This window comes from Cupriavidus sp. FW305-F7 (genome assembly GCF_058782875.1).
Genome location: NZ_JBYSYC010000014.1, coordinates 155,101 through 173,315, shown reverse-complemented (window position 1 = coordinate 173,315; position 18,215 = coordinate 155,101). Strand labels below are relative to the sequence as shown.

The following is an 18,215-nucleotide window of genomic DNA, read 5'->3' as shown; positions in this document are numbered from 1 at the left end:
GCGGCGGCGGGAGCAGCCGGCGCCGACGCTTCGGCAGCGGCTGCAGCGGGGGCGGCGGAGGCGGCCGGGGCGGATGCCTCGGCGGCCGGCTTGTCCTGTGCGGCGGCCGGCGTGGAGATGCCCACGCCCGCCGTGCCGATGGCCAGCGCCATCGCGCCGGCCGTCAGGAATCGCTTGAACCAGGTTTTCATGTGCTTAACCTCTTGTGTTGTGCTGTCTCGGGGTCACAGTGCATCGCCGCCGGTCTCGCCGGTGCGGATGCGGATGACCTGCTCGATCGGGGCCACGAAGATCTTGCCGTCGCCGATCTTGCCAGTGCGGGCCGATTTCTCGACCGCCTCGATGGCGCGCTCGACCACGTCGTCGGGGACTGCCACTTCGATCTTCACCTTGGGCAGGAAGTCGACGATGTACTCCGCGCCGCGGTACAGCTCGGTGTGGCCTTTCTGGCGGCCGAAGCCTTTCACTTCGGTCACGGTGATGCCGGACACGCCCACGTCCGACAGCGCTTCGCGCACCTCGTCGAGCTTGAACGGCTTGATCACTGCAATGATGAGTTTCATCAGGATTCTCCTGGGGGCGGGCCGGCAGCTCGCCCGGGCTGCGTCAGAGTTAGAAAGTCTTGGTGATCGAGGCCCACGCCGCCGCCTTGCCCAGGTAGCGGCCACGGTTGGCGCTGGTGTACGCCGCTTGCTTGGCGTTGGTATCGACATAGGCTACGGCCAGCGCGAAACCCTTGCCCAGGTCCTTGGTCAGGCCGATCTTCCAGTCGGTGTACGAGGCATCGCTGTTGTGCTTGACGTCCTGGTAGCCGACGTGCGCGTTCAGGGTCAGGTCCCAGAAGTTCAGCGGCACGTTGGCGCTCAGGTCGATGTAGCCGCTGTTCTTGCTGTCGGCCCAGCCAAACAGATTGGTGACCGCGTGCGAGTACTTCAGGAACACCGGGCCCCAGCCGATGCCGGCGTACAGTTCCGTGGTGTAAGGGCGCGGGTTGTTGTAGCCGCCCGGGTAGTAGTACTCCAGCACGCCCACGTCATAGTTGAATTCGGTGCCGGCAACCTTGAAGGTGTTCTTGAAGCCGCCGTAGAAATCCATCTCGACCGGGGCCGAAACCGCCGGGTTGGCATCCTCGAGCCAGCTGATGCTGGAGTTCCAGTTGCCCACGTAGAAGCCGCTTTCGTGGGCGTAGTCAAAGCCACCCTGGATGGCCGGGCGCAGGTTGGTCTGGCTGATGCCGCGATAGCGGTAGTCCGAGACCAGCGACACGTTGGCCGTGAACGTATGCGGCGATGCCGGCTCGGCCGCGGCGGCGGCAGGTGCCGGGGCCGCCGCGTCCGTGCTTTGCGCGTAGGCAGTGGCAGCGGCACTGGTCAGGACAACCGCGCTGACTGCAAGGGCCAACTTCTTCATGGATTTCTTCTCCCTTTTCCTGATGGCTCGGATTTCGTTTATTGGATTTCGGTGATTCAATGAGGCAGGCGTACCCACTACTGCAACTGCCATGCCAGCTCCGCTGAAGTCGGCGATGCAAGTCGGCGATGCATGTCGGCCGTAATCTCGTGCCGTGACCAAAGCCAGACTTGAATCTGCCCTGCAGCGAAGCCAGATCGGGTTAAAAGGTGTGAACGCGGATACGCCGGAGCTTTCGTCCACGTGCCTCACGGGCGATAATTGAGTCCTGACGGTGGCTGCGTGCCGCGACACACAAGGCCGCGCGCCCGCAATCGGGGCGCCCAAATCCTGTGCGAAAGCGCGCTATACGCCAGATGCCCACCCGGATTGGCACCAGTTAGGTGCGCAAAGGAGAAACCATGAAACCGACCGATCTCTTCAACGACCTGCAGAACAAGGTCAGCGAGGCGCTGCGCAACTCGCCGGCAAGGGACATCGAAAAAAACGTGCGCAGCATGATGACCCAGGGCTTTGCCAGGCTGGACCTAGTCACGCGCGAGGAATTCGACGTCCAGTCGCAGGTGCTGGCCCGCACCCGCGCCCGCCTGGAGGAACTGGAGGGCCGCGTGGCGGAGCTTGAGCGCCGCGCCGGCATCCCGCCCGGCGCCGGCGCGGTGGACTCGACCGGGGGCGCGTGAGCACGCCGGACCTGCCCGATCCCGCCAGCCTGCCTGAAGGCCGCCACTCCTGGCGGCCTTTTTCGTTAACGGTTCGATGACATGAGCCTTGCCGTCCTACGCAGCCGGGCACTGACCGGCATCGCCGCGCCGCCGGTGCGGGTCGAGACCCACCTAGCCAACGGCCTGCCGGCCTTCACCATCGTCGGCCTGGCCGACACCGGCGTGAGCGAAAGCCGCGAGCGCGTGCGCGCCGCCATCCTCAACAGCGGCTACGAGTTTCCCAACCACCGCATCACCGTCAACCTGGCCCCGGCCGACCTGCCCAAGGAATCCGGCCACTTCGACCTGGCCATCCCGCGGTCCCGACATGCGCGACGTGCGCGGCCAGGCGCAGGCACGCCAGGCCATTGAAGTGGCGGGCGCCGGCCAGCACTCCGCCCTGCTGGTGGGCCCGCCGGGCACCGGCAAGTCGATGCTGGCGCAGCGCCTGCCCGGGCTGCTGCCGCCGATGACGTTGCAGGAAGCACTGGAATCCGCCGCGGTCATGAGCCTGACGCCGGGCGGCTTCCGCACCGCGCTATGGGGCCAGCGCCCGTGCCGGTCGCCGCACCACACGGCATCCGGGCCGGCCATGGTCGGCGGCGGCGGCAACCCGCGCCCGGGCGAGATCTCGCTGGCGCACGACGGCGTGCTGTTCCTGGACGAGCTGCCCGAATTCGACCGCAGGGTGCTGGAAGTCCTGCGCAAGCCGCTGGAATCCGGCCGCATTACCGTCACCCGCGCCGCCGGCCACGCCGACTTCCCCGCCTGCTTCCAGTTCGTCGCCGCGATGAACCCCTGCCCGTGCGGCTACCTCGGCCATCCCGACCGCCCCTGCCGCTGCACGCCCGACCAGGTGCGGCGCTACCAGTCCCGCATCTCCGGCCCGATGCTCGACCGCATCGATCTGCAGGTGGAAGTCCCCGCGCAGGACCAGGGCGAGATGCTCGACGGCCCGCCCGGCGAACCCAGCGCCGTGGTGCGCACCCGCGTGCTGGCCGCGCGCGAGCGCCAGCTGGCCCGGCAGGGCAAGCCAAACAATGAACTGGGCGGACGGGAGATTGAACTGCACTGCGCGATGGAACCGCAGGCGCAGGCATTGCTGCGCGGCGCGATGACGCGGCTGGCGTGGTCGGCGCGGTCGTACTACCGCGTGCTGAAGGTAGCCCGCACCATCGCCGACCTGGAAGGTGCCGAGGTGCTGACCGCCGCGCACGTGGGCGAGGCGATCCAGTACCGGCGGGCGTTGCGGATGGCGGGCGGTTGAATGCCTCGGCCTAACCGACAAGCGAAGCCAGCGTCGCCGCCCCCGCCGGATCCATCTCCTTGGGCACCTCGCGCCGCGCCAGGTACGCCTGCATGGCCGACGCGATCGCCTTGCCCAGTTCCACGCCCCACTGGTCATAGGCGTGGATGCCCCAGATCGCGGCCTGCACGAAGACCTTGTGCTCGTACAGCGCGATCAGCGCGCCCAGGGACGCGGCGTCGAGCATGTCCAGCCAGAGCAGGCTGACCGGCACGTTGCCGGTGAAGGTGCGATGGGGTGCCAGCCGTGCGGCCTCCTGCGGCGGCAGGCCGGATGCCGACAGCGCGGCCAGCGTCTCATCGTGGTTGCGTCCGCAAGACACGCGCTGGCCTGCGCCAGCAGATTGGCCAGCACCAGCTGGTGATGCTTCTGCGCCCGCAGCAGCGGCACCTCGCAGCGGCGCGTGCCGATCAGGTCGGCGGGCACCAGGTGCGTGCCCTGGTGCAGCAGCTGGAAGTAGGTGTGCTGCCGTCCAGCCCCAGGCCGCCCCAGACGATGGGGCCGGTATCGTGTTCCACTACCCTGCCCGCCGCGTCCACGCGCTTGCCGCACGACTCCATGTCCTGCTGCTGCAGGTAGGCGGGCTGCCTGGCCAGCGGTGCCGCGTAGGGCGCGACCAGCTGCGTCGGCGCGCCCAGGAAATTGCGGTTCCAGATGCCGCACAGTGCCATCGCCACCGGCAGGTTTTGTGCCAGCGGAGCGCTGCGGAAGTGCGTGTCCATGGCGTGCGCGCCGTCCAGCAGCGCGCGGAACTGGCGCGGGCCGGCGGCGATCATCACCGGCAGGCCGATGGCCGACCACAGCGAATAGCGCCCGCCGACCCAGCCCCAGAAACGGAATACCTGCTGCGGCAGGTAGCCCTCGGCCACGGCACGCGCGGCGTTGGCAGTGATTGTGGCGAACTGCGCCGGCACTTGTTGCGCCGGGCAGCCGTGGTCCAGCAGCCATTGCCGCGCCGAGGCGGCATTGATCAGCGTGTCGTGCGTGGTGAAGGTCTTGGACGAGACCAGGAACAACGTGGTGGCGGCATCGGCCTGGCGCAATACGGCGCATAGCTGCGCCGGGTCCGGGTTGGAGACGAAATGCAGCTGCACGGCGTCGCTGGCCTGCGCGGCCAGCGCCTCGCAGGCCATGCGCGGTCCCAAATCGGAACCGCCGATGCCGAGGCTGACCACATGCCGGACCGGCGCGCCGCCGAAGCCGCGCACGCGGCCATCGCCCACGGCATCGGCGAAGTCGCAGGCGTGCGTCAGTTCCGCATCGATTTCCGCCGCCAGCTGGCGGCCCTAGGGTGGATGCGCGTCGGCGCCGCCGCGCAGCGCGACGTGCAGCACGGCGCGGCCTTCGGTGGCGTTGACGGGCTCCCCGGCGAGCATGGCGTCGCGCTGCGCCTCGATGCGTCTTGCGCCAGGGCCAGCAGCGCTTCATGGACAGTGCCGTTGATGCGTTGCCGCGTGAAGTCCAGTTCGATGCCGGCAGCCGACAAGCGCGCATAGTCGCCGCGGCCCGGCTCGAGCACCAGTTCACGCAGATGCGGCAGCGGCTGCACCGCCAGCGCGGCGAGAGCCCGCCATGCAGGGCGTTCGGTCAGCCGCATCACGCCTCCTCCGACCACTGCACGCCTTCGCGCGCCATGAACGCCGACGATGCCGCCGGGCCCCAGGTGCCGGCGGTATAGGGGCGCGGGCCTTCATCCTGCTGGCGCCACGCTTCCAGGATCGGGTCGACCCAGGTCCAGGCGGCCTGCAGTTCGTCGCGCCGCACGAACAGCGCCAGCCGGCCGCGGATCACGTCGAGCAGCAGGCGCTCGTAGGCTTCGGCGCGCCGGGTGGTGAAGGCCGAGTCCAGGTTCAGCGCCAGGCTCAGCGGTTTCAGCTTCATGCCCTCGCCCGGCTGCTTGACCATCAGCGTCAGCCGCACCGACTCTTCCGGCTGCAGCCGGATCACCATGCGGTTGGGTTGGAGCGTGCTGCCGGCATCGAAGATCGAATGCGGCACCTCGGCAAAGTTGATCACCACCTCGGTCACGCGCTCCTGCATGCGCTTGCCGGTGCGCAGGTAGAACGGCACCTTGTTCCAGCGCCACGTGCCCAGTTCGGCGCGCATCGCGACGAAGGTCTCGGTGCGGCTGTCGGGCGGAATGCCTTCTTCCTGCAGGTAGCCGCGCACCAGCTCGCCGGCGATGGCGCCCGCGGTGTACTGGCCGCGCACGGTGTTGCGGCGCACGTCCTCGGGCGACATCGGCCGCAGCGAGCGCAGTACCTTGAGCTTCTCATCGCGCACCGCATCGGAGGTGAGCGATGCCGGCGGCTCCATCGCCAGGATGCTGACCAGCTGCAGCAGGTGGTTCTGCACCATGTCGCGCATGGCGCCGGCCTCGTCGTAGAAGCCGCCGCGCGTGCCCACGCCCACGGTCTCGGCCACGGTGATCTGCACGCTGCGCACGAACGGCGTGCGCCACAGCGGCTCGAAGATCGAATTGCCGAAGCGCAGCGCCATCAGGTTCTGCACCGTTTCCTTGCCCAGGTAGTGGTCGATCCGGTAGGTGCGGTCCTCGCTGAAGTAGCGGCTGACCACCTCGCCGATGCCGATGGCCGAGGCCAGGTCCACGCCCAGCGGTTTTTCCAGCACCAGCCGCGTGTCGTTGGCGATCAGGCCATGGCTGGCAAGGTTGTCGCAGGTGGCCGCGAACAAGCCGGGCGGCATCGCCATGTAGTAGATGCGCAGCGCGTCCTGGCGCAGCTGCGCGGCCAGCGCCGGATAGTCCCCGGACTGCGAGGCGTCAACGTGCACGAAATCCAGCCGCTGCAGGAAGGTCTGCCATTTGGCCGGCTCGAGATAGCGCGCTTCGACAAAGGGTTGCGCGCTTTCATCGGCAAAATTGACAAAGGCCTCGCGGTCCCAGCGGTGCCGGCCCACGCCGATGATGCGGGTGCCGTCGGGCAGGTTGCCGTCACGGTGACACATGTAGAGCGATGGCAGCAGCTTGCGCGCCGACAGGTCGCCGGCGCCGCCGAAGATGACGAGGTCCAGCGGCCGCGCGTCGGCTGTACCGGAGGAAGAGGCGGTTCGGGTGGTTTGCATGACGGACTCCTTGCTTGCCGGGGCGGCGTGGGGCGGTATTGGGCAGTATGGGCCGGCTCAGCGCGTCTCGGTCACCTTGCGCAGGTACTGCGGCTGGTCGGGATTGCGGCCGCGTGCCAGCGCCAGCGCCTGCGCGGCGACATAGAAGCTCTGGATGGCGCAGATCGGATCGAGCAGCGGATGGCCGGCCGGCACCAGTGGCAACTCCGGGGGCGGCTCCGCATCAACCGTGCCAGGAGGCGCCGCCAGCAGCACGCGCGCACCACGCTTGCGCATCTCGGCGGCCAGCGCCAGCAGCCCGGCCTGTTCCGGTCCGCGCGGCGCGAACACCAGCAGCGGGTAGCCGTCGCCGATGATTTCCATCGGGCCGTGCCGCACTTCGGCGCCGGAGAAGGCCTCGGCTTGAATGCCGGAGGTCTCCTTGAGCTTGAGCGCCGCTTCCTGCGCGATCGCCAGGCCCGCGCCGCGGCCCAGCACGATCATGCGCTCCACATCGCGCAGCGCGGGCACCAGCGCCGACCAGTCCTGCGCTGCCGCTTGCTCCAGCGCGGCCGGCAAGCCTGCGCAGGCATCGACCAGCTCGCGCTCGCCGCTGCGCGCGGCCTCGAGATGCCCCACCAGCAGCGCCGACATCGACAGCATGGCGATATAGCTCTTGGTCGCGGCCACGCTCTGCTCAGGCCCGGCAAGCAAGGGCAATTCATACGCGCACGCCTGCGCCAGCGGCGAATCCGGGGCGTTGACCAGCGCCACGGTGGCGGCGCCGCCGTCGCGCAGCGCCTGCATGGTCTCGACCAGGTCCGGGCTGCGGCCCGACTGCGAGAACGCCACCGCCAGCTGCCCAGCCACGCGCAGCGCGCTGTCGTGCAGCGTCACCGTCGACATCGGCAGCGAGGCCACCGGCACGCCCAGCCGGCGCGTGACCAGCGTGGCGAAGTAGCTGGCGGCATGGTCCGAACTGCCGCGCGCCACGGTCAGCGCCGCGGGCCAGGCCTGCGCGGCGAGTTGCGCAGCCAGCGCGGCCACGCGCGGCGCCTGCGCCAACTGCGCGGCCACCACGGCCGGCGCGCTCAGCGCCTCTTCAAGCATTCTCGACACAGCATTCTCCTTCGACATAAACGGTGCGCACTGAGAGCGCGCGGTCCAGCACGACCACGTCGGCCCAGCAGCCCTGTGCCAGCATGCCGCGGTCGGACATGCCCAGGTACTGGGCCGGATAGAGCGACACGCGCCGCGACGCATCGGCCAGGTCCAGCCCGATCGACACAAAGTTGCGCAGCGCCTGGTCCATGGTCAGCACGCTGCCAGCCAGCGTGCCGTCAGCCAGGCGCACGCTGCCGTGGGCCTTGTAGACGGTCTGGCTGCCCAGGTGGTACACGCCGTCCGGCATGCCCGCGGCGGCGGTGGCGTCAGTCACCGCATACAGCCGCGGAATCGCGCGCAGCGCGGCGCGGATGGCGCCGGGGTGGACGTGCAGCAGGTCGGGGATCAGCTCGGCAAACTCGGCATGCGCCAGCGCTGCCGCGACCACGCCGGGCGCGCGGTGCTGCAGTGGGGTCATTGCGTTGAACAGGTGGGTGAAGCCGCTGGCGCCGGCGTCCAGCGCGGCCACGGCGTCCTCATAGGTGCCCAGCGTGTGGCCCAGCTGCACGCGCACGCCGCGTGCGGCCAGCAGGCGGATGATGTCCAGATGCCCCGGCAGCTCGGGCGCCAGCGTCACCACCTTCAGCGGCGCGGCGCCCAGGTACTGCTCCAGTTCTTCGGGCGTGGCAGTGGCCGAGGTATCCGGCTGCGCGCCCAGCTTGCCGGGGTTGATATATGGCCCTTCCAGGTGCACGCCCAGCATGCGCGCCGCGCCGGGCGGGCGCTGCGCGCAGGCCCGGCCCAGCGCCTGCAGTGCGGGCAGCAGCACGTCGTGCGGCGAGGTCATGGTGCTGCCCAGCAGGCTGGAGGTGCCAAAGCGCACATGCGCGCGCAGGATCACTGGCACCGCGGCCTCGCCATCCATGAAGTCCTTGCCGCCGCCGCCGTGGTTGAGCAGGTCGACAAACCCCGGCAGCACGTACGGGGCATCGTTGTGCTCAGGCGAGGCGGGCACGCCCTCAATGCGCGCGATGCGTCCGTCCGGGCCGGCATGGATCTCTCCGAAGATCCAGCCGGCCGGTGTCAGGATGTTTCCTTTCATGGCAATGCTCTCCAATACATTTCAATCACCGGCCAGCCACCGTCAGAACCGGTGGATGATGCCGGCATTGCCCTGCTGGTTCGCCCCGGCGCGCGGCATGGTGTCCGGCGACGCCTCCACCGAGACGGTGGCATGCGCGAGTTGAACACCGACGCCACCGTGCCATACGGCGAGGTGCGCAAGTCATACTTTGCGCCCAGTGTGACAAGCGTGCCATGCCCGCCGCTTTTGTTCAGGGTGGCGTAGTAGACGCCGGACAGCCGCGTCAGCGCCGGCAGCAAGCGGTAGTTGGCGCCGACCCATGCCATCTGGCTGCGCGTGGCGGCGTAGGAGTTCTCCGGCGTGGCCACGGTATCGCCCGAGGACACGGTCAGGTTGTAGCCGGCAAACAGGCGCAGGTTGTTCAGCGCATAGCTGCCGCCTAGCGTGTACTGGCGCGAACTGGCGTACAGGTCGTCCATGCGGCTCTGCGCGTCGCGCAGTTCCTCGTAGATGCCGGTCAGGTTCAGGTTGCCCTGCGCGTACTTGATGGCCGCGCTCAGCTGCTTGCCGCTGTTGAAGCTGCCCGCCATGCCGTCGCTGCCGGCCTGCGCGCGCACACTCAGCCCGCCCCACACCGGCGAGTTGTAGGTCGCGGCATTGAGGCGCGCGCCCCAGTTGCGGCCATAGACCAGGGTGGCGACCGAACTGGCCTGCAGGCCCATCGGGTCGATCGCGCCGCTCTCGTCATCGGTCAGGCTCATGGCCCGGCCCAGCAGCAGCGTGCCCCAGTCGTTGCTGGCCAGGCCCACTTGCGCGCGCCGGTTGAATAGCGGATCGTAGCGCCCGGTGCCGGAGGTGATCATGCCCTCCAGGTTGAAGACCCCGCGCAGTCCGCCGCCAAGGTCCTCGGCACCGCGCATGCCCCAGAAGCTGACGCCGTACTGGTTGCTGCCGAAGCGGAAGGTGTCCACGTCGCCGCCCGGGCGGGCGATGCCGTTGACCTAGTCGAGGCCGGCCACGGCGCGGCCGTACAAGGTGATGCCGGTGCCGGCGGACTGGGCGCAGGCGCCCCCGGCCGACGCTGCGAGCAGCGCCGTCAGAGCAACGCGTTTCATGATCAATGACTCCTGGATAGGCAGACGGTATCCACCGGCGCGGCCGTCGTTGTTGTGGCCGATGGGGAAGGTCGACCGCAGCCGCGCACGGCTGCGGCGGCGGGGGGCCAGGTGGGCATGGCTTGCAGGGCGCGCTCGAAGGCGGCCGCGTGTCCGTCAGCCGCATGGCCGAAGGCGATGTGGGCGGTGTCATCGCCGATCCCCTGGGGATTTCACGCGTCACGGCCCGCCGCGCCCTGCAGGTGCTGGCGGAGGAAGGCGCGATCACGCGCAGCCGCGGCGCGGGCACTTTATCGCCGCGCCCTGAGCCGAAGACGGCGCGGCTGGACAACTTCAGCGAACTGGCGCGCCGGCGCGGCATGACGCCGGCCAGCGATCTGGTGGCGTTCGAACGCCGCCGCGCCACGACGCAGGAGGCCGCGGCGCTGGCACTGCCGGACGCCGATGAGATCGTCAGGCTGACCCGCCTGCGCAAGGCCGACGGGCAGATTTTCTGGATGGATGTGACCACGCTGGCGCTGGCCGTGCTGCCCGACGCCAGCGCCATCGGCGAATCGCTGTACGCCTACCTGGAGCGGATCGGCAAGCCGGTGCTGCGCGTCACCGAGAAGCTGCGCGCGATCGTGGCAACTGAGGAGCTGGCCGCACGACTGGGCATCGAGCCGGGCGAGCCGCTGCTGCACATCCGGCGCACCGGCTACACCCATGACGACCAGCCGGTCGAACTGACCGACACGTACTACCTGAACGACTTCTACGAACTGACGCCGTAGCGCCCCGCATGCCCGGCCACCGGCGGCTCGACCGGGGGCGGGGTCGGGTCTTCCTCTGGCGGCAACGGCAAGTCCGGGGGGATGCCCGGCGGCCCGGGCTCTTCGACCGGGGGCACGGTATGGCGCGGCTGCAGGCGCGCAACGGCGCGGGGGTTCGGCAAGGCGGGCATGCGGGGTCTCCGTGGCCGGGTTTCCTCCTCATTGAAGCAAACCCGGCCGGTGCGCGCCAGTAATGATGCAAGTCCTGCTCAGGCGTGTTGCCGGCGCACGAAGAACAGCGCCGCGCCCACCGCCATCAGCACGCTGCCAAAGAAGCGGTTCTGCCAGCGCACCGCGCGCGCATTGCGGAACAGCCCCTGCATGCGCGAAGCCAGCAGCGCATAGCCATGCATCACCACCAGGTCCACGCAGCACATGGTGGCGGCCAGGATCGCCAGCTGCAGCGCCAGCGGCCGGTTGGGATCGATGAACTGCGGCAGCACCGCGACCATGAAGATGATGCCCTTGGGGTTGGTCACATTGGTCAGCAGGCCGGTGGCAAAGCGCCGGCGCCGGCTCATCACCGCCACGCGCACGGGGGCGGCGCTGCCACCCTGGTCCGCCCCGCTCTCCATCTTCGCGCGCCATTGCTGCACGCCGAGGTAGATCAGGTACAGCGCGCCAATCGTCTTGACCACCATGAAAGCCTGCTCCGAGGCCAGCAGCAGCGCGCCCAGCCCGCCGCCCGCCACCAGCAGCACGATCACCAGCCCGGCCTGCAGACCGAAGATGGTGGTGGTGGTCCTGCGCAGCCCATATGAGAGCCCATGGCTCATCGACAGCACCGCGCCCGACCCCGGCGACACGGCGATCACCCAGCACGCAGCGAAATAAGCCAACCACACTTCCCAACGCATCCCTACTCTCCTTTGACGACAACGATGCCGGGGCCACGATCCCGCAGCCACGGCACAAACAATTTTTCCTGCGGCGCGGCGCGTCAGAACGGGTGGAAGCCGCCCAGGAACTGCTCCACCTGCTCGGCCTGGCGCGCGTCGCGCGCGGCATCGCCCGATTCCAGCACCACCGCCTGGTACGCGCGCGTACCCACGGCCACCAAGCGCGCCGTCAGCCGGCGCGGCGACTGGTCCTGCGGCGACACCCCGCTGGCCTGCACTTCCACGCCGGCAAGCGGGCGGCCCGGACGGTCGGCACTCATCATGGTGACCGGCCGCGCGCGCGGCTCGCCCGACGGCGTGCCAAGGTTGGCCAGCAGGCCGGCCTGCATCGCCGCCAGCGCCTCGCGCCGCAGGGCTTCGTCATCGGCGGGCAGCGTCACCACGCCCACGGCGAAGAGCGTGTCGTCGACGCGCGCGGCTTCCATCGTCATCGGCAGCTTGCGCCCGGCAATGGTCACGTCGCGCGCGGCGCTGGTGGGCTTGCCCGGATAGAGCGCGGCATAGGCGCCCTCGCCAGACTGGATGGTGCGCCAGTCATAGCGCGGCGAACAGGCGCACAGGGCGAATGCCAGCACGGCGGCACAGCACAGCAGCGGCCGGCGGACAGCGGCAGGAAAGCTCGGCGGAGGCGGCACAAGACGCATCGGGAATCCATGGGGGGACGGCGCGCACAGGCTGCGGGCGGCGCTGGCGGGCGCCATCGCCTGCGGGCGGAAACCGGTATTATCCCGAAAGCGGCGCGCCAGTGCTTGCCGCGCCGCTCCCACTACCCCCTGCCCCCACGTTCCTGCCATGCCTGCCGCCCGCATCGCCCGCCACGTCTTTGCCACCACCAGCCTGCGCTGGGTGGCCGCGAGCGCGTTGCTGGCAGCCGCAACCAGCATGCCCGCCGCCGCCAGCCCCGCTCATCTGCCGCCGGCCACCGACCTCGCCGCCCACGGCACCGAGGCCGCGCGCCGCGGCGAGCCGCTGGTGGTGCTGGTGTCGATGCCGGGCTGCAGCTATTGCGATGCCGTGCGCCGCAACTACCTCGGCCCGCAGGCCGCCGCCGGCGAGATTGCCGTGCGCGAACTCGACATGACCTCCGACACCCCGCTGCGCGATGCCGACGGCAGCCTGACTACCGCGCGCGCGTGGGCGCGGGCGCACCAGGTGCGGGTGGCGCCCACGGTGCTGTTCCTGGACCGCCAGGGCCGCGCCGCCGCCGGCCCGCTGCGCGGCATGCAGCCGGATTTCTACGGCGCCTACCTGGAACAGGCGCTGGACCAGGCACGCGCCGCCATCGCCACCCGGCGCTGAACGGATTGGCGCGCTTGCGGCAGATTGCCGCAGCCCGGCCCCGCGCAGCGCGCGAACGCCCGCGGCATTAGAATGTCCCAATGCTGACCCGAACCTGCCTGACCCGGATTCCATGACCACTGCTGCCCCTGCCATCAAAACCTCCCGCAAGCCCTGGCCCATCGTCGTGGCCGTAGTCGTGCTCGCGCTGCTGGGCTGGTTCGGCTACCGCGCGCTGTCGCCGGCCAATACGGCCCCGGCGGCCACCTTCACGCTGCTGTCGGGCGAGAAGGTCAGCACCGCCGACCTCAAGGGCAAGGTCTACATGATCAACTTCTGGGCCACCAGCTGCGCCACCTGCGTCAAGGAAATGCCGGACATGGTCCGCACCTATGAGCAGTTCAAGGGCAAGGGGCTGGAATTCGTCGCCGTGGCGATGAACTACGACCCGCCCATGTATGTGATGAACTACGCCAAGACGCGCGGCCTGCCGTTCAAGGTGGCCATGGATTCCGACGGCGCCGCGGCCAAGGCCTTCGGCAATGTGCAGCTGACGCCGACCACCTTCGTGGTAGACAAGGACGGCCGCATCCTGAAGCGCTATGTGGGCGAGCCCGAGTGGGATGCACTGCACAAGCTGCTGGATGGCGCGCTGGCAAAGTCCGCGTAACGCTCCCGGCGGCAACCGCAGCGAAAAGGTGCTCATTGAGCACCTTTTTTTGTTTTTAGGCACGATCGCCAGGGCAGCAGGTTGCGCGACATCCCTGTATGGATATACAGTTGGCGCCAGCCTTTTCTGAGCCTTCCCCGAGCCCCGCCTGTGACTTTGGACCTAGCCCCCGCCGCCGACCTCGCGGCCCCTGACGCCGATGACGTCCCCGCCTACCTGTCCCGGCTCAACCCGGAGCAGCGCGCCGCGGTGGAACACGGCAGCGACGCGCCGCTGCTGATCATCGCCGGCGCCGGCTCGGGCAAGACCAATACGCTGGCGCACCGGGTCGCGCACCTGGTGCTGGCCGGTGCCGATCCGCGCCGCATCCTGCTGCTGACGTTCTCGCGCCGCGCCGCGGCCGAGATGGGACGGCGCGTCGAGCGCATCGTCGACCAGGCACTCGGCACCCAGACCGGCGCGGGGCGCGCGGCGCTGCAATGGTCCGGCACCTTCCACGCCATCGGCGCGCGCCTGCTGCGCGAATACGCCGAGACCCTGGGCCTGTCGCCCGCCTTCACCATCAGCGACCGCGGCGATGCCGCCGACCTGATGCACGTGGTGCGCCACGACCTGGGGCTGTCAGAGACCGCCAGCCGCTTCCCGAAGAAGGAAACCTGCCTGTCGATCTACTCGCGCGTGGTCAACACCCAGGCGCTGCTGGAAGACGTGCTCAGGCAGCAGTTCCCGCGCTACGCGATGTGGGCCGATGCGCTGCGCACCTTGTTCGCCGGCTATGTCGAGGCCAAGCAGAAGCAGCATGTGCTGGACTATGACGACCTGCTGCTGTACTGGGCGCAGGCCATGGCCGAGCCCACCATCGCGCAGGACATGGGCGCGCGCTTCGACCATGTGCTGGTCGACGAATACCAGGACACCAATGCGCTGCAGGCGTCGATCCTGCTGGCCATGCGACCGGACGGCCGCGGCCTGACCGTGGTGGGCGACGACGCGCAGTCGATCTACGCCTTCCGCGGCGCTACCGTCCGCAATATCCTGGACTTCCCGGCGCAGTTCACGCCGGCCGCGCAGCAGGTCACGCTGTCGCAGAACTACCGCTCGACGCAGCCGATCCTGCAGGCCGCCAACGCCGTGATCGGGCTGGCGGCCGAGCGCTATACCAAGGACCTGTGGTCCGAGCGCGCCTCGGCCGAAAAGCCCGGCGTGATCGTGGTCAACGATGAGGCCGACCAGGCCCGCTACGTGGTCGAGCAGGTGCTGGCGCGGCGCGAGGCCGGCCTGACGCTGATGGCGCAGGCGGTGCTGTTCCGCGCCGCCGACCACAGTGCGCAGGTGGAGATCGAGCTGGCCCGGCGCAATATCCCGTTCGTGAAGTTCGGCGGACTGAAATTCCTGGAGTCGACCCACGTCAAGGACGTGCTGGCGGTGGTGCGCTGGCTGGAAAACCCGCGCGACCGCATGGCGGGCTTCCGCACGCTGCAGCTGCTGCCCGGCATCGGCCCCAAGACCGCGGCGCGCGTGCTGGATGCGATGGCGCTGGCCACCGAGCCCTTGTTCTCGCTGGAGGAATTCGAGCCGCCGCCGGCCGCCGCGCCCGCCTGGGCCGACCTGCTGGCGCTGGCGCGCGCGCTGATGGCGCCCACCTCGCCGTGGCCGTCGGAGTTCGAGCAAGTGCTGGCCTGGTACGCGCCGCACCTGGAGCGCCTGCACGACGATGCCGCCGCGCGCCAGGCCGACCTGCAGCAGCTGGAGCGCATCGCCGCCACCTACGGCGCGCGCGAGCGCTTCCTGACCGAGCTGACGCTGGACCCGCCCAGCGCCTCCAGCGACGAATCCGGCGTGCCCTCGCGCGACGAGGACTACCTGATCCTGTCGACCATCCACTCGGCCAAGGGCCAGGAGTGGAAGGCGGTGTACGTGCTCAATGCGGTCGACGGCTGCATGCCGAGCGACCTGGCGACCGGCACCACCGAAGAGATCGAGGAAGAACGGCGGTTGCTCTATGTGGCGATGACGCGGGCCAAGGACCACCTGGACATCGTGGTGCCGCAGCGCTTCTACGTGCACCAGCAGGTGGGCTTCGGCGACCGGCATGTGTATGCGTCGCGCACGCGCTTTTTGCCGAATCGCGTGATGCCCAACTTCCACAGCCGTGCCTGGCCGCCGCCGCCGATGCCGGGCGAGGCGCCGGCAAGGCCGGCGCTGGCGCCGGTGGACCTGGCCAGCCGGATGCGGAATATGTGGCGCTGAGCCTGCGCGCTACCCCGGTGCCAGCGCGATGTGCTTGTATTCGACGAAGTCATCGATCGCGGCCACGCCGTTGAGCCGGCCCTGCCCCGACTGCTTGTAGCCGCCCTCCTCGAATTCGTCGTAGACCGACGCCCAGTTGTTGATCCACACGGTGCCCGCCTCGAGCGCGCGCGCCATGATGCGCGCCACCAGCGCATTTGTCAGCGCCGTCTGCCCCGGCATCTTTGATCACCGCCGTGCAGCCCGCCGCCAGTGCCAGCGCCAGCGAGCGCACCATCAGCACCACCGGCGAATTCCACGGCACGATGATGCCGGCCACGCCCATCGGCTCGCGCAGCACCAGCGACAGCCGCCCCGGCCGCGGCTCGGCGGCGCGGCCGTATTCGGTGAGCGCGAGCCCGGCGTAGTAGCGCAGCTTGGCCGGCACCATGCCGACCTCGAAGGCCGCGCAGGCTCGTATTGGCGGCGAGTACGGCGTCCTCGGCCTCGCCCACCTCGACCAGGATGCGCATGCAGTATTCGTGGAAGACTTGCCCCGCTTCGGTCGCCGCGGCACCGCGCCCGCGTTGCAGCAGCGCGGCGCCGAGCCGTTGCTCCAGCATCTGCACACGCTGGCTGATCACCGACTTGGTCGTGTCCAGCCGCCGTGCCGCCTCGGTAATGCTGCCGGCATCGACCACGGCCACGAAGGCATGCATTTCAGAGAGTTTGTTCGTGACTCGCGCCTGCCCGTCCGTGAAGGCGTGGCCTGGCTGGCCTACGCCACCTTTTCCAGCAGCAATCCCTTCAGGTACTCCCCTTCCGGGAACGCGGCCAGCATCGGGTGATCCGTGCCCGCCGACAGCCGCCGCAGGATGCGCGCATCGGCGCGCGCATCGGTGACCGCGCCCGCCACGATCTTCTGAAACAGCTCCATGCTGATCGCGCCCGAGCACGAGTAGGTGAACAGCAGCCCGCCCGGGCGCAGCAGCTGCATGCCGACCAGGTTGATTTCCTTGTAGGCGCGCGCGGCGCGGTCGATATGCTGCGCCGACGGGGCGAACTTGGGCGGGTCCAGCACGATCAGGTCGAACTGGCGACCCTCGGCGCGGAATTCACGCAGGGTCTTGAACACGTCGGCATCGAGCCAGGTGGCGCGCTCGGGTTCGAAGCCGTTGAGCGTGACATTGCCCGCGGCGATCTTCAGCGCCTCGCCCGATGAATCGATCGAGGTCACCGAGGTGGCGCCGCCGCGCAGCGCCGCCAGCGAGAAGCCGCCGGTATAGCAGAAGCAGTTCAGCACCTCGCGCCCGACGGCCAGGTCGCCCACAAGCTTGCGGTTGTCGCGCTGGTCGACATAGAAGCCGGTCTTGTGGCCGTTGCGCACGTCGACGTAGTAGCGCACGCCGTGCTCGGTGACCGACAGCGCCGGATCCGGCTCGGCGCCGGCCAACACGCCGGTCACCAGCTCCAGGCCTTCGCGCTGGCGCACGGCGGCATCGGAACGCTCATAGACGTTGGGGCAGCCGGTCTCCTTGACCAGTGCCTGCACGATCGCGGTCTTCCAGTGTTCCACGCCGGCCGAATTGAACTGGCACACCAGCTGGCCCTTTTCACCATTGCCGTAGTAGTCGACGATCAGGCCGGGCAGCCGGTCGGATTCGCCGAAGATCAGCCGCACCGCGTCGCTGTCCTTCACCCATTGGCGCCGGTAGGCAATGGCCGCGGCCACGCGGCGCTTGAACAGGGCGTGGTCGACCGGCTCGTTTTCATCGAAGGTCCACGCGCGCGCGCGGATCTGCGACTCGGGGCTGTAGGCGGCCTTGGCCAGGAAGCGGCCGTCGGCGGCGCGCACGATCACGGTTGCGCCCGGCTCGCAGCGCCCTTCGGTCGTGGCAATGCCGGTGGCGTAGATCCACGGGTGGCGGCGCAGCAGGGATTTTTCCTTGCCGGGTTTCAGGGTGATGGTGTTCATGTTGGTATGGGGAAACTGCAGGCCACCAGCAATTGAAACTGGCGCGAACGCATCAAGGCGGCTCCCCTCTCCCGCTTGCGGGAGAGGGGTGGGGGTGAGGGCGGGAGCGTCGACGAAGTGATGCGTGTCGGTATGCCAGCGCCTGCCCTCACCCCCTGCCCCTCTCCCGCGCGCGGGAGAGGGGAGAAAACAGAGCGGGAGGGAGGGCCTTTACAGCACCACCTTCACCATCGGATGCGAAGTCAGCGCCCGATACAAATCATCGAGCTGCTCGCGGCTGGTCACCCACACCGTCACGGTCAGGCCCAGGTAGTTGCCGCCGCTCGAGGGGCGCATTTCCATCTTGCCTGCGTGGAAGTCGGGATCGAATCCCTGCACCAGCTCGACGATGGCCTCGGCAAAGCCGTCCTGCATCGCGCCCATCACCTTGATGGGGAAGTGGCTGGGATACTCGATCAGCGACTGCTCCGGCGGGATATCGCCAGTCTTGTTGCCGCTGCCTTGGTTGTCGGTTGTCATGTCGGATTCTCCGGCACGAAACCGGCGCGCCGCATGGCGCGCCAGCTTGC

The 18,215-nt window shown here is 69.2% G+C and carries 18 protein-coding genes and 5 pseudogenes; 6 read left to right on the top strand and 17 right to left on the bottom strand.

Annotated elements, in window-relative coordinates; genetic code table 11:
* From AC3WL8_RS15805 to AC3WL8_RS15795, 3 genes and pseudogenes are all read right to left on the bottom strand, one after another.
* Positions 1–191: pseudogene (locus AC3WL8_RS15805) on the bottom strand (ammonium transporter); the annotation flags it as partial.
* Positions 192–224: 33 nt separating this feature from the next.
* Positions 225–563: a P-II family nitrogen regulator gene (locus AC3WL8_RS15800; protein ID WP_010814843.1), complete on the bottom strand. Its 339-nt coding sequence runs from the start codon at positions 561–563 to the stop codon at positions 225–227.
* Positions 564–612: 49 nt separating this feature from the next.
* The gene (locus tag AC3WL8_RS15795) at positions 613–1,410 is read right to left on the bottom strand and encodes a TorF family putative porin (RefSeq protein ID WP_211980655.1); all 798 of its coding nucleotides are present in this window, start codon (positions 1,408–1,410) and stop codon (positions 613–615) included.
* A 401-nt stretch (positions 1,411–1,811) separates the two neighbouring features.
* Here AC3WL8_RS15795 and AC3WL8_RS15790 point away from each other — a divergent pair, with 401 nt between their 5' ends.
* Both AC3WL8_RS15790 and AC3WL8_RS15785 read left to right on the top strand, forming a co-directional pair.
* Positions 1,812–2,090 carry an accessory factor UbiK family protein gene (locus AC3WL8_RS15790; RefSeq protein ID WP_013955417.1) on the top strand — a complete coding sequence of 93 codons (279 nt, stop codon included), beginning with the start codon at positions 1,812–1,814 and terminating at the stop codon, positions 2,088–2,090.
* An 81-nt stretch (positions 2,091–2,171) separates the two neighbouring features.
* Positions 2,172–3,378: pseudogene (locus AC3WL8_RS15785) on the top strand (YifB family Mg chelatase-like AAA ATPase).
* A gap of 10 nt (positions 3,379–3,388) precedes the next feature.
* Here the strand turns inward: AC3WL8_RS15785 and pgi are convergent.
* The 6 genes and pseudogenes from pgi to AC3WL8_RS15755 all read right to left on the bottom strand — a co-directional run bounded on the left by pgi (position 3,389) and on the right by AC3WL8_RS15755 (position 9,639).
* Positions 3,389–4,640, bottom strand: a pseudogene (gene pgi / locus AC3WL8_RS15780) (glucose-6-phosphate isomerase).
* Positions 4,641–4,666: 26 nt separating this feature from the next.
* On the bottom strand, positions 4,667–5,014 hold the full coding sequence (locus AC3WL8_RS15775; RefSeq protein WP_492378422.1) for a hypothetical protein: 348 nt from the start codon (positions 5,012–5,014) through the stop codon (positions 4,667–4,669).
* A complete protein-coding gene (zwf, locus tag AC3WL8_RS15770) occupies positions 5,014–6,501 on the bottom strand; it encodes a glucose-6-phosphate dehydrogenase (protein WP_013955412.1) in 1,488 nt (495 codons plus the stop codon). Before zwf ends, AC3WL8_RS15775 begins: the two co-directional genes overlap by 1 nt.
* A 57-nt stretch (positions 6,502–6,558) precedes the next feature.
* Positions 6,559–7,590: an SIS domain-containing protein gene (locus AC3WL8_RS15765; protein ID WP_492378425.1), complete on the bottom strand. Its 1,032-nt coding sequence runs from the start codon at positions 7,588–7,590 to the stop codon at positions 6,559–6,561.
* Positions 7,583–8,686 carry an N-acetylglucosamine-6-phosphate deacetylase gene (gene nagA / locus AC3WL8_RS15760; protein ID WP_211980652.1) on the bottom strand — a complete coding sequence of 368 codons (1,104 nt, stop codon included), beginning with the start codon at positions 8,684–8,686 and terminating at the stop codon, positions 7,583–7,585. Before nagA ends, AC3WL8_RS15765 begins: the two co-directional genes overlap by 8 nt.
* Positions 8,683–9,639 carry a porin gene (locus AC3WL8_RS15755; protein ID WP_492378421.1) on the bottom strand — a complete coding sequence of 319 codons (957 nt, stop codon included), beginning with the start codon at positions 9,637–9,639 and terminating at the stop codon, positions 8,683–8,685. Before AC3WL8_RS15755 ends, nagA begins: the two co-directional genes overlap by 4 nt.
* Positions 9,640–9,905: 266 nt before the next feature.
* On the opposite strand from AC3WL8_RS15755, the gene AC3WL8_RS15750 reads away from it, so the two are divergent.
* Positions 9,906–10,556 carry a GntR family transcriptional regulator gene (locus tag AC3WL8_RS15750; RefSeq protein WP_492378420.1) on the top strand — a complete coding sequence of 217 codons (651 nt, stop codon included), beginning with the start codon at positions 9,906–9,908 and terminating at the stop codon, positions 10,554–10,556.
* On the opposite strand, the gene AC3WL8_RS15745 is transcribed toward AC3WL8_RS15750, so the two are convergent.
* The 3 genes from AC3WL8_RS15745 to AC3WL8_RS15735 all read right to left on the bottom strand — a co-directional run bounded on the left by AC3WL8_RS15745 (position 10,538) and on the right by AC3WL8_RS15735 (position 12,138).
* The gene (locus tag AC3WL8_RS15745) at positions 10,538–10,726 is read right to left on the bottom strand and encodes a hypothetical protein (RefSeq protein ID WP_013955407.1); all 189 of its coding nucleotides are present in this window, start codon (positions 10,724–10,726) and stop codon (positions 10,538–10,540) included. The genes AC3WL8_RS15750 and AC3WL8_RS15745 overlap by 19 nt on opposite strands.
* Before the next feature lie 78 nt (positions 10,727–10,804).
* On the bottom strand, positions 10,805–11,452 hold the full coding sequence (locus tag AC3WL8_RS15740; protein ID WP_211980651.1) for a LysE family transporter: 648 nt from the start codon (positions 11,450–11,452) through the stop codon (positions 10,805–10,807).
* An 83-nt stretch (positions 11,453–11,535) separates the two neighbouring features.
* Entirely contained in the window at positions 11,536–12,138 is a 603-nt protein-coding gene (locus AC3WL8_RS15735) for a hypothetical protein (RefSeq protein WP_211982099.1), read from the bottom strand.
* Between the two features lie 148 nt (positions 12,139–12,286).
* Between AC3WL8_RS15735 and AC3WL8_RS15730 the strand changes: the two genes are divergently transcribed.
* The 3 genes from AC3WL8_RS15730 (at position 12,287) to AC3WL8_RS15720 (ending at position 15,692) form a co-directional block, all read left to right on the top strand.
* Complete coding sequence (locus AC3WL8_RS15730; protein ID WP_211980650.1) at positions 12,287–12,793, top strand: SoxW family protein; 507 nt, start codon at positions 12,287–12,289, stop codon at positions 12,791–12,793.
* Between the two features lie 112 nt (positions 12,794–12,905).
* A complete protein-coding gene (locus AC3WL8_RS15725; protein WP_013955403.1) occupies positions 12,906–13,442 on the top strand; it encodes a TlpA disulfide reductase family protein in 537 nt (178 codons plus the stop codon).
* 150 nt (positions 13,443–13,592) lie between these two features.
* A complete protein-coding gene (locus tag AC3WL8_RS15720; protein WP_041227708.1) occupies positions 13,593–15,692 on the top strand; it encodes an ATP-dependent helicase in 2,100 nt (699 codons plus the stop codon).
* 9 nt (positions 15,693–15,701) lie between these two features.
* Here the strand turns inward: AC3WL8_RS15720 and AC3WL8_RS15715 are convergent, their stop codons facing one another.
* The 5 genes and pseudogenes from AC3WL8_RS15715 to AC3WL8_RS15695 form a co-directional block, all read right to left on the bottom strand.
* Positions 15,702–15,914, bottom strand: a complete 213-nt coding sequence (locus AC3WL8_RS15715; RefSeq protein WP_492378419.1) for an aldehyde dehydrogenase family protein — start codon at positions 15,912–15,914, stop codon at positions 15,702–15,704.
* Between the two features lie 55 nt (positions 15,915–15,969).
* Positions 15,970–16,122: pseudogene (locus AC3WL8_RS15710) on the bottom strand (aldehyde dehydrogenase family protein); the annotation flags it as partial.
* A 160-nt stretch (positions 16,123–16,282) separates the two neighbouring features.
* Positions 16,283–16,390, bottom strand: a pseudogene (locus tag AC3WL8_RS15705) (helix-turn-helix domain-containing protein); the annotation flags it as partial.
* A 59-nt stretch (positions 16,391–16,449) separates the two neighbouring features.
* A complete protein-coding gene (locus AC3WL8_RS15700; RefSeq protein ID WP_013955400.1) occupies positions 16,450–17,646 on the bottom strand; it encodes a class I SAM-dependent rRNA methyltransferase in 1,197 nt (398 codons plus the stop codon).
* 210 nt (positions 17,647–17,856) lie between these two features.
* Positions 17,857–18,165, bottom strand: a complete 309-nt coding sequence (locus AC3WL8_RS15695; RefSeq protein WP_211980647.1) for a YbeD family protein — start codon at positions 18,163–18,165, stop codon at positions 17,857–17,859.
* Positions 18,166–18,215 lie beyond the last annotated feature (50 nt).